At 56.8% G+C, this 9,608-nt stretch carries 8 protein-coding genes and 1 pseudogene; 6 read left to right on the top strand and 3 right to left on the bottom strand.

What is annotated here, in order from left to right; translation table 11 throughout:
- Positions 1-277: pseudogene (locus ACEQWH_RS07000) on the bottom strand (DNA polymerase IV); the annotation flags it as partial.
- Here ACEQWH_RS07000 and ACEQWH_RS06995 point away from each other — a divergent pair.
- Complete coding sequence (locus ACEQWH_RS06995; protein WP_370229177.1) at positions 276-734, top strand: NUDIX domain-containing protein; 459 nt, start codon at positions 276-278, stop codon at positions 732-734. The pseudogene ACEQWH_RS07000 and the gene ACEQWH_RS06995 overlap by 2 nt on opposite strands.
- Here the strand turns inward: ACEQWH_RS06995 and pyrF are convergent.
- Both pyrF and ACEQWH_RS06985 read right to left on the bottom strand, forming a co-directional pair.
- The gene (gene pyrF / locus ACEQWH_RS06990; protein ID WP_370229175.1) at positions 731-1,447 is read right to left on the bottom strand and encodes an orotidine-5'-phosphate decarboxylase; all 717 of its coding nucleotides are present in this window, start codon (positions 1,445-1,447) and stop codon (positions 731-733) included. The two genes, ACEQWH_RS06995 and pyrF, sit on opposite strands and share 4 nt — an antisense overlap.
- Before the next feature lie 72 nt (positions 1,448-1,519).
- Positions 1,520-1,786 carry a hypothetical protein gene (locus ACEQWH_RS06985; RefSeq protein WP_370229173.1) on the bottom strand — a complete coding sequence of 89 codons (267 nt, stop codon included), beginning with the start codon at positions 1,784-1,786 and terminating at the stop codon, positions 1,520-1,522.
- A gap of 198 nt (positions 1,787-1,984) precedes the next feature.
- Between ACEQWH_RS06985 and clpB the strand changes: the two genes are divergently transcribed.
- The 5 genes from clpB (at position 1,985) to msrQ (ending at position 9,230) form a co-directional block, all read left to right on the top strand.
- The gene (gene clpB / locus ACEQWH_RS06980; protein ID WP_370229171.1) at positions 1,985-4,600 is read left to right on the top strand and encodes an ATP-dependent chaperone ClpB; all 2,616 of its coding nucleotides are present in this window, start codon (positions 1,985-1,987) and stop codon (positions 4,598-4,600) included.
- A gap of 162 nt (positions 4,601-4,762) precedes the next feature.
- Positions 4,763-6,217 (top strand): FMN-binding glutamate synthase family protein, encoded by a 1,455-nt coding sequence (locus ACEQWH_RS06975; protein ID WP_370229179.1) that lies wholly within the window; start codon positions 4,763-4,765, stop codon positions 6,215-6,217.
- Positions 6,218-6,855: 638 nt separating this feature from the next.
- Complete coding sequence (locus tag ACEQWH_RS06970) at positions 6,856-7,383, top strand: glycosyltransferase (RefSeq protein ID WP_370229169.1); 528 nt, start codon at positions 6,856-6,858, stop codon at positions 7,381-7,383.
- Positions 7,384-7,529: 146 nt separating this feature from the next.
- Positions 7,530-8,435, top strand: coding sequence for a protein-methionine-sulfoxide reductase catalytic subunit MsrP (msrP, locus tag ACEQWH_RS06965; protein WP_370229167.1), 906 nt, complete (start codon positions 7,530-7,532; stop codon positions 8,433-8,435).
- A gap of 183 nt (positions 8,436-8,618) precedes the next feature.
- Complete coding sequence (gene msrQ / locus ACEQWH_RS06960; RefSeq protein WP_370229165.1) at positions 8,619-9,230, top strand: protein-methionine-sulfoxide reductase heme-binding subunit MsrQ; 612 nt, start codon at positions 8,619-8,621, stop codon at positions 9,228-9,230.
- Positions 9,231-9,608: the final 378 nt, after the last annotated feature.

The following is a 9,608-nucleotide window of genomic DNA, read 5'->3' as shown; positions in this document are numbered from 1 at the left end:
CCTTGAACATGGGCATCGCCGACCGCACGCCACGAATACGCGCGACATAGCACGCGGTCGAGACAACGCCGCGTTTGCCGCCTCCGATAATCACCGGTTTGTCGATCAGGTCGGGATTGTCGCGTTTTTCCACACTTGCATAAAACGCATCGCAGTCCATATGAGCGATATTCAGACTATAAAGTTCTTCGTGACGCACGATGCGCAGGCTGCCGCAACTGGGGCAGCGGCGTGCATCCTTGATGTCACTAAGGCAATCGCGGCAGAGGGCAGGCATGGGTCACTCGGATATTCAGATCCCCAGCATAGCATTTGAGCAGGGCGAGCACATCCGCTTTGTCGGGGCCAAGATGGCAGTTTTTGTCGGCAGCGAGCTTGTCTCGTTGTTGCGGGACGAACGCCCCAACATCCCGTGGCCCGCCCATTGGGACATGCTTGGCGGCGGGCGTGAGGGGGACGAAAGCCCCGCAGACTGCGCCTTGCGCGAAGCAGAAGAAGAGTGCGGGCTGGTTTTAAACGCTGGTGATCTGCGTTGGGGCCGGGCCTATGTGAATTCACGCGGCAAGGCCGTTTGGTTTTTTGTCGCCTCGGTGCCCCCTGACCGCGCCGCAGAGATTGCGCTGCGCGATGAGGGGCAGGCGTTGAAGCTGCTGACCGCGGATGCGTATCTGACACATCCAAAAGCGGTGCCGCAGTTTCAACAGCGTCTCGCGGATTGGATTGCTGGACTTTAGGCGTTTGGCTTGCGGGCCTGTGCCGAGTTCAACTCGTCCAGAATAGCCTGTGCTGCGCCTTTAGGATCGGCAGATTGCCAGACCGGGCGGCCCACAACGATATGGTCTGCGCCATCGGCGATCGCATTGGCCGGGGTGGCCACGCGCTTCTGATCGCCAAGATCTGCACCAGCAGGGCGTACGCCAGGAGTGACGATCAACCGGCCTTTCGCCTCGGGCAATGCGCGGATCAGGGCCGCTTCCTGCGGGCTGGCGATCACACCGTCCGCACCTGCCTCAAAGGCTTTGCCCGCGCGTTCCTGAACCAGATCCCGAATTGCGCCCTCTTTGATAAGCGCGCCGTCCAGATCCTCGCGGTCCAGAGAGGTCAGAATGGTCACGGCCAGAATTTTCAGATCCTTGCCAGCAGCGCCTTCCTTCGCGGCCTTCACCACATAGGGGTCACCATGCACAGTCAGGAAGTCCAGATCGAACTGCGCCAGACCACGCACGGCGTTCTCAACGGTTGCGCCGATATCAAACAGTTTCATGTCCAGAAAAATGCGTTTGCCGTGCTCTGCCTTCAGCTCGTTGGCCAAAGCAAGGCCACCGCCTGTCAGCATCCCCAGACCGATTTTATAAAAAGACACGGCATCGCCGATCTGTTCGGCCAGCTTTAGGCCTTGCAGGGCGTTGGCGACATCAAGGGCGACGATCAGGCGGTCATCTGACATGGGAAAGGCTCCGGGAACTGGCGTGAGGACAAAATTGCCCCTCTCTAAGAGCAACGCGCCGCCGGAGCAACCCTAGCCCGCGTGCTCCATGACGCGGGGCATCGCATGTTTATCAATGTCCAGCGGGGTCTTTGCAAATTCGGGAAGGCGACGAAGTTGGCGGATAGCTTCTTGCGCGAATTGGGCGTTCAGGCCGTGCAGGCCACCAACCCCACTGTAGGGCATGTCGCAATCAACGATCACTGCGGGGCCATGCGCCAAACAGACACGCGCTTTGCCTTTGCATCGACCGCCCGGTGTTATCTCTCGCTCAAGAAGATCGACGCGCACAACTTTCATAAAATACTCCCTAGCTTTGCGATGGGTATCGCAAGGGGGCGTTAACAAACCCCTAGCAACGAAAAACTTGTCGCTTTCACGCAGGTTATTCTTGAATTGTAACAGGCAATTGCCAAATTGAGGGTGAGGCCCAAGAATGGGGCGTGCCGCAAAGCGGGCGCCAGACCGTAACAGGGCGCTTATAAAAAGGAGAGACCCATGGACTTAAACAAGTTCACGGAGCGGTCGCGCGGATTTATTCAAGCAGCGCAGACCATCGCTATGCGGGAAAACCACCAGCGGTTGCTTCCCGAACATTTGCTCAAAGCATTGATGGATGACGATCAGGGGCTGGCCTCTAATCTTATCAAACGCGCAGGCGGTGCGCCCAACCGCGTGGTCGAGTCCGTCGATCTGGCGGTGTCCAAAATTGCGCGCGTGTCTGGCGATGCGGGGCAGGCCTATATGGACAACGCTTTGGTGCGGGTTCTGGACGAGGCCGAAAAGGTCGCCAAGAAAGCAGGCGACAGCTTTGTGCCGGTCGAGCGGATTTTGATGGCCTTGGCTTTGGTCAAGTCCAAAGCGCGCGACGCACTAGAGGCGGGGGCCGTGAATGCGCAGGCATTAAACGGGGCCATCAACGATATTCGCAAAGGGCGCACCGCTGATAGTGCCACGGCCGAAGAGGGCTATGACGCGTTGAAGAAATACGCTCAGGATCTGACTGAACGCGCGCGCGAGGGCAAGGTTGACCCTATCATCGGTCGGGACGACGAAATTCGCCGTGCCATGCAGATACTCAGCCGTCGCACCAAGAACAATCCCGTGCTTATTGGTGAGCCGGGCGTCGGTAAAACCGCAATCGCCGAGGGTCTTGCCCTGCGGATCGTGAATGGTGATGTGCCGGAATCCTTGCGCAACAAACAGCTTTTGGCCTTGGACATGGGCGCGTTGATTGCTGGCGCGAAATACCGCGGTGAATTTGAAGAACGTCTGAAAGCGGTTTTGACCGAAGTGACCGAGGCCGCAGGCGATATCATCCTGTTCATCGACGAGATGCACATGCTGGTCGGCGCCGGAAAAACCGATGGGGCCATGGATGCCGCCAACCTGATCAAGCCAGCCTTGGCTCGGGGCGAGCTGCACTGTGTTGGCGCGACCACGTTGGATGAATACCGCAAACACGTCGAAAAAGACGCGGCCTTGGCGCGGCGGTTCCAGCCTTTGGTGATCGAAGAACCGACGGTTGAGGACACGATTTCCATCCTGCGCGGGATCAAAGAGAAATACGAACTGCACCACGGTGTGCGAATCTCGGACAGCGCGCTGGTGTCGGCCTCGACCCTAAGCCACCGCTATATCACCGACCGCTTCCTGCCTGACAAAGCCATCGACCTTGTGGACGAGGCCGCGAGCCGGCTGCGGATGGAGGTCGATTCCAAGCCAGAAGAGCTGGACGCGCTGGACCGCCAGATCCTGCAAATGCAGATCGAGGCCGAAGCGTTGCGACTTGAGGATGATGCGGCGTCTAAAGACCGGCTGGGCAAGCTTGAGAAAGATCTGGCGGACCTTCAGGACCGCTCGGCCGAACTGACCGCCAAATGGCAGGCCGGTCGTGACAAGCTGGCCTCGGCAAGGGATCTAAAAGAGCAGTTGGATCTGGCCCGCGCGGATCTGGAAATCGCCAAGCGTGAGGGCAATCTGGCAAAGGCCGGAGAGCTGTCTTATGGCGTGATCCCAGCGCTTGAAAAGCAATTGTCCGAGGCCGAAGAGTCCGAGCAGGACATGATGGTGGAAGAAGCCGTACGTCCTGAGCAGATTGCTGCGGTGGTGGAGCGTTGGACGGGCATTCCGACCTCGAAAATGCTTGAAGGCGAACGCGAGAAACTCTTGCGCATGGAAGAAGATCTGCATCGTCGGGTCATCGGGCAAAGCCCAGCGGTCCGAGCTGTCTCGAACGCTGTACGCCGCGCGCGTGCCGGTTTGAACGACGAAAACCGCCCATTAGGGTCGTTCCTTTTCCTCGGGCCAACCGGCGTCGGGAAAACCGAGCTGACCAAAGCGGTGGCCGAGTTCCTGTTTGACGATGACAACGCCATGGTGCGGATTGATATGTCGGAATTCATGGAGAAACATTCGGTGGCCCGTCTGATCGGCGCGCCTCCGGGTTATGTGGGCTATGACGAGGGGGGTGTGCTGACCGAAGCGGTACGCAGGCGGCCCTATCAGGTGGTGCTGTTTGACGAAGTCGAAAAGGCGCATCCTGATGTGTTCAACGTGTTGTTGCAGGTTCTTGACGACGGTGTACTGACCGATGGTCAGGGCCGGACCGTGGATTTCAAGCAAACGCTGATCATTCTGACGTCAAATCTGGGTGCGCAGGCCCTCAGTCAATTGCCCGACGGCGCCGATGCGGCACAGGCCAAACGGGATGTAATGGATGCGGTGCGGGCCCATTTCCGCCCCGAGTTCCTGAACCGGCTGGACGAGACGATCATCTTTGATCGCCTTGCGCGTGCTGACATGGACGGCATCGTTGACATTCAGCTGGCGCGACTGATGAAACGGCTCGCGGCCCGCAAGATCGAGATCTCTTTGGATGAGGATGCGCGGAAATGGCTGGCGGACGAAGGCTATGACCCGGTCTTTGGCGCGCGTCCTTTGAAACGCGTGATCCAACGTGCCTTGCAGAACCCCTTGGCAGAGATGCTTTTGGCCGGTGATGTGAAGGATGGCGAAACGATCCCTGTAACAGCCACGCCAGAAGGTCTGATGATCGGCGAACGGCTTGGGGCGTCTGGGTCACCACGGCCTGACGACGCCGTGGTTCACTAAAGCTGCGGTGTATTAACGAAGAAACGGCGGGCCTAGGTCCGCCGTTTTTGCAACAATTGTCACGAAAATGATCGCAAGCTCGGGGGCTTTGTGATTTGCGCATCTGCCCCCTGTCTCTCACATTACCGCCAGCCAAATCAGCAGGAGAGCAGATTGATGTCCATGGAACGCGCCTTTTATGTAGTCGAGCTTCTCGGGTTGTTGTTTGTCTGGGCCGTCGGTCTGGTCGCGCTGCTGGCTGTCGTTCTGTTCGTTATTGACCGGGCGCAGACGCAGGACGCCATCCGGCGGAATTATCCTGTCATCGGCCGGTTTCGGCACATCTTTTCCGAATTGGGAGAGTTTTTCCGGCAGTATTTCTTTGCCATGGACCGCGAGGAAATGCCGTTCAACCGCGCACAGCGCGAGTGGATCGGGCGGGCGAGTGCTGGCAAGTCTAATTCCATCGCTTTCGGTTCGACCCGCAATACATCCGTGCCCGGCACGCCGATCTTCGCCAATGCACCGTTTCCGCCGTTGGATGACGAGTTCGCCAAATCTGAACCGCTTTTGATCGGCCCCACCGCGCGGGAACCCTATGCTGCCCCGTCGTTCTTCAACATCTCGGGCATGAGCTATGGGGCCTTGTCGCGTCCTGCTGTCACGGCGCTCAGCAAAGGCGCGGCAAAGGCTGGCGTTTGGCTGAACACGGGTGAGGGCGGCATGTCTCCGTTCCACCTCGAAGGAGGCTGCGACATCGTCTATCAAATCGGCACGGCGAAATATGGCGTGCGCGATGCCGAGGGCAATCTGTCAGATGACCGGCTGAAAGAGGTGGCCGCAACGCCTCAGGTCAAGATGATCGAGTTGAAACTGGCGCAGGGGGCAAAGCCCGGCAAGGGCGGCATTCTGCCGGGCTCGAAAGTGAACGCCGAGATTGCGAAAGTTCGCGGCATTCCCGAGGGCCAAGCCAGCCTGTCCCCCAATCGACACAGTGAAATCGCGTCCTTTGACTCGCTGTTGGATTTCGTCGCCCATCTTCGAGACGTGAGCGGTTTGCCCGTGGGTATCAAAACCGTCGCCGGCTCGCAGATCGTTTTGGAGGAAATGTTCCAGGTCTTTGCCGAACGCCCTGATGATGTGCCTGATTTCATCACCATCGATGGTGGTGAGGGCGGCACCGGAGCCGCGCCGATGCCTTTGATGGATCTGGTTGGCATGTCCGTGCGCGAAGCCCTGCCCATGCTCGCAGATCTGCGTAAAGCCTATGGGTTCCAAGACCGCATTCGCCTGATCGCCAGTGGCAAGCTGGTCAACCCTGGTGACGTCGCCTGGGCGCTGGCCTCGGGCGCGGATTTTGTGACCTCGGCCCGCGGATTTATGTTCTCTCTGGGCTGCATTCAGGCGCTCAAGTGTAACAAAAACACCTGCCCGACCGGTATCACCACACATGACCCCAGATTTCAAAAGGGTCTGGTTGTCGAAGACAAATACCAAAAAGTCGCGCGCTATGCCGAAGGCATCATTTCTGACGTGGAAACTATTGCCCATTCCGTCGGCGTCAGCGAACCCCGCAAACTGCGCCGTCGCCATGTACGCATCGTCGGAGACGCCGGGAAATCGGTGCCTTTGGGCTAGGGGTGTTGATATTGGCGATGGATTTGGCGTTTGGCGAGGGGTGATATGTGAGGGAAGGACGCCGTTGGAGGTGGCCTTCTTGCACCTCTGTCGCTAGTGTCGCGCTCAAATACCCTAACGTGTCGCGGCGATAGCAGATGCTTTTATTCTTCCCCAAATTCGACAACGAGGTTCACGCCAACAAGGATGTTGTCCAATTCCCATTGCATCTATCGCGCCACTTAAAAGAGCCGTTGATCGTCGCGTCGGAAAGCGCCGAGCGGAACTTTTGCGACTATAGCAGCAAACGCGTTTCTTCGTTTCGAGCCTTTGTGCGCTTGGTTGCAAAGCATCGGGATGAAACCGTCGTCTTGTTTTTCCTAACCGGCACGACGAAAACTCGCGCAATTCTATTAAAATTGTTGTTTCCGAAGCTGCGGATCGTTGTGAAATCGGATCAGAACGAAGCAAAGTTTCGCATTGGCAGACATCTGACGAGCTTTTGGCGCCGTGAGGGTTTCTTCTCGCGGCCTTTAATCAACAGGCTGTTTTATCGATCGGTAAGCCAGATCTGTGTTGAGACGTCCTCGGTTTATCGGCAGTTCGCAGCGCTAGAGAACGTTGGACATAAATTCACGCACGTTCCAAACGGAAGCAGTGTGATCCCAAACCTGTCTGAAAAGAAAAATACGATCGTCTTTGTGGGACGCTATGATGCGGAACAGAAGAATTTTTCGCTTTTGTTGGATGCCCTTAAGAAAATTTCCGGCTCTTTGCACGACTGGAACGTCGAGGTGATCGGCGGCCAAGAGAAAGAGTCTGATTTTTTACCCGTTACCTATTTGGGTATGCGTCCTCATGCGGAAACAATAGAGCACATGCGGGCGGCGAAAGTCCTGGCTTTGAGTTCCTTGTATGAAGGCAGCCCCATCGTTTTCTCCGAAGCTAAGGCTGCAGGCTGCGCCATCATGACGACCGATGTCTCATCCGCTGGCGATTATGTCACCAGCACCAATGACGGGGCGATTGCCCAGATTTCGGTAGAACACTACGCAGAGGCTTTGAAGGAGCTGCTGCAAAGATGCGAGCAGGGTCAGATCGATTTCGCTGATATTCAAACCCAGTACTTTGAAAGGTTCGACTGGGACAAAAACACTGGAAAAGTCGCGGCCAAGCTGACCAGCTAGCGTCAGGCGGACCCGCCGAAATCCAAGCGCGCGCTGCGGTCTACGCCTCGAATTGTTACAATCCCCCCACGTCTAAGTGAGAAGGCGTGGTTTGGCTTGTCAGCGCGAAACGACTACATCACTCTCAAAGCAAATAGGAGAGACAGATGGCCTACCGCTGGAAAAATGACCTGACCCACGACGACGTGACACCACATGCTGCGTTTATGAACCGCCGCCAGATTATGGCCGGCCTTGCAGGCGCTGGGCTTGCGACAACCGTGGGCGCAGGGCAAGCGAAAGCGGCCACACTGGAGCCTGACAGCTTCGAGGTCATCACGACCTACAATAACTTCTATGAGTTTGGCACAGGCAAAGACGACCCTGCCAAGAATGCGCATACGTTGACGACCTCTCCGTGGACTGTGAAGATTGACGGTCTGGTGGACAACCCGGGCGATTATTCGTTCGAGGACATTATGTCCAAGATGACAATCGAGGAACGTATCTATCGTTTCCGCTGCGTCGAAGCATGGTCCATGGTTGTGCCTTGGAACGGATTTGAGCTGGCCGACCTGTTGAACATGGCAGGCGTGAAATCCCGCGCCAAATATGTGGCCTTTGAAACGCTGGTGCGTCCCGAAGAAATGCCCGGTCAACGCTTCCGCACTTTGGACTGGCCTTATGTCGAAGGCCTGCGTCTGGACGAAGCCATGCACCCGCTGACCCTGATGGCGACAGGTATTTATGGCAAAGACATGCCAAAACAGAACGGCGCACCGATCCGTCTGGTTGTGCCTTGGAAATACGGCTTCAAGTCGATTAAATCCATCGTCCGGATTACCCTGACAGACAAACAGCCTCCGACCAGCTGGAACAAAGCCAACGCGCGTGAATACGGGTTCTATTCCAATGTGAACCCGAATGTGGATCACCCACGCTGGTCTCAGGCCTCGGAACGGACAATCGGCGGCGGTCTGTTTGCGCGCCGCAAGGAAACCCTGATGTTCAACGGATATGAGGACGAAGTCGCCAGCCTTTATGAAGGCATGGATCTGACTCGCTTCTATTGATCCAATCGCACAAACAGATCGTGACGGGCCAAGCCCTGGGTCGTCACGATCTTCGATAAGCAAATCTCGGGCCGCGCGAATTACCAAACGCGGACCGAGGCAGGCGCTCACAATTCAAGCCAAGTACGCCTAAGGCTTGCCGACCTCACCCACCGTCCCTGTCACCTGATGCGGAGAGAAGAAATGGTTCAAACACTCAACACACAATTGCGCCGTATTCCTGTCTGGCTGGTTTACACTTTGGGCGCGCTTTATCCGGTTTGGCTCTTGTACCAAGGTCTGACCGGCGGCCTCGGCGTCGACCCGGTTAAGGTCATGGAGCATGCGCTGGGCGAGCGTGCCCTGCAGTTGTTGATCCTTGGGTTAGCGGTTACGCCTTTGCGTCAGCGCCTTGGGCTGAACCTGATGAAATTCCGCCGCGCGATCGGGGTGATCGCTTTCTTCTATGTGTTTGCGCATCTTTTGGTCTGGCTTGTTCTGGACGTTCAGATCCTGTCTCAGGTCTGGGCCGATATCCTGAAACGCCCCTATGTGACGATTGGTATGGCTGGGTTTGTACTGATGATCCCGCTGGCTGTGACGTCCAACAACTGGTCCGTGCGTAAGCTGGGCCCAACATGGCGCAAGCTGCACAAGCTAACCTATGCGGCCTGTTTGCTCGGTGGATTGCACTTCGTCTGGCTGGTCAAAGGCTTTCAACTAGAGCCACTGATCTATCTGGGGGTGATTGTGGGGCTTCTGGCGCTGCGACTGCCCAAACGCAGCAAACGTGTTGGCGCGGCTCAAAAGGCCTAAGTCAGGCGAATCTCAAAAGAATCTCCGGCCCAAGACGAATCCCGGCCGTGCAGTTTTAGAAGAGTCGACGGCATCTGCCACAATATCTTGATTTAATGCGACACGACCCGGCCTTAGGGCTGGGTCGTTTGCGTATGTCAAAGGTTGTGATGTGGGGCTCTCAATCGCTTAAGTATCTGTTTTTATTAAAGTAAGTGCAAAAAACTAAACTTTTTGCAGAAAGATCGAAAAAGGGTGTTGCGACTCTTTGCGAGTAGGCATAGAACGCCCCTCACCGGAGCGGCGGCGACGCGGTTTTGGTAGAAATCTTGAGGTTAGTGAGGCGGGGCGCGCCGGAAGTTAGGGCGCATCTGGTCTTGTTTGTCTCTTCGGCAGTTA

Source organism: Cognatishimia sp., from assembly GCF_964229375.1.
In the GTDB taxonomy this organism is placed as follows: domain Bacteria; phylum Pseudomonadota; class Alphaproteobacteria; order Rhodobacterales; family Rhodobacteraceae; genus Cognatishimia.
This window is presented reverse-complemented; position numbering and strand designations above follow the sequence as displayed.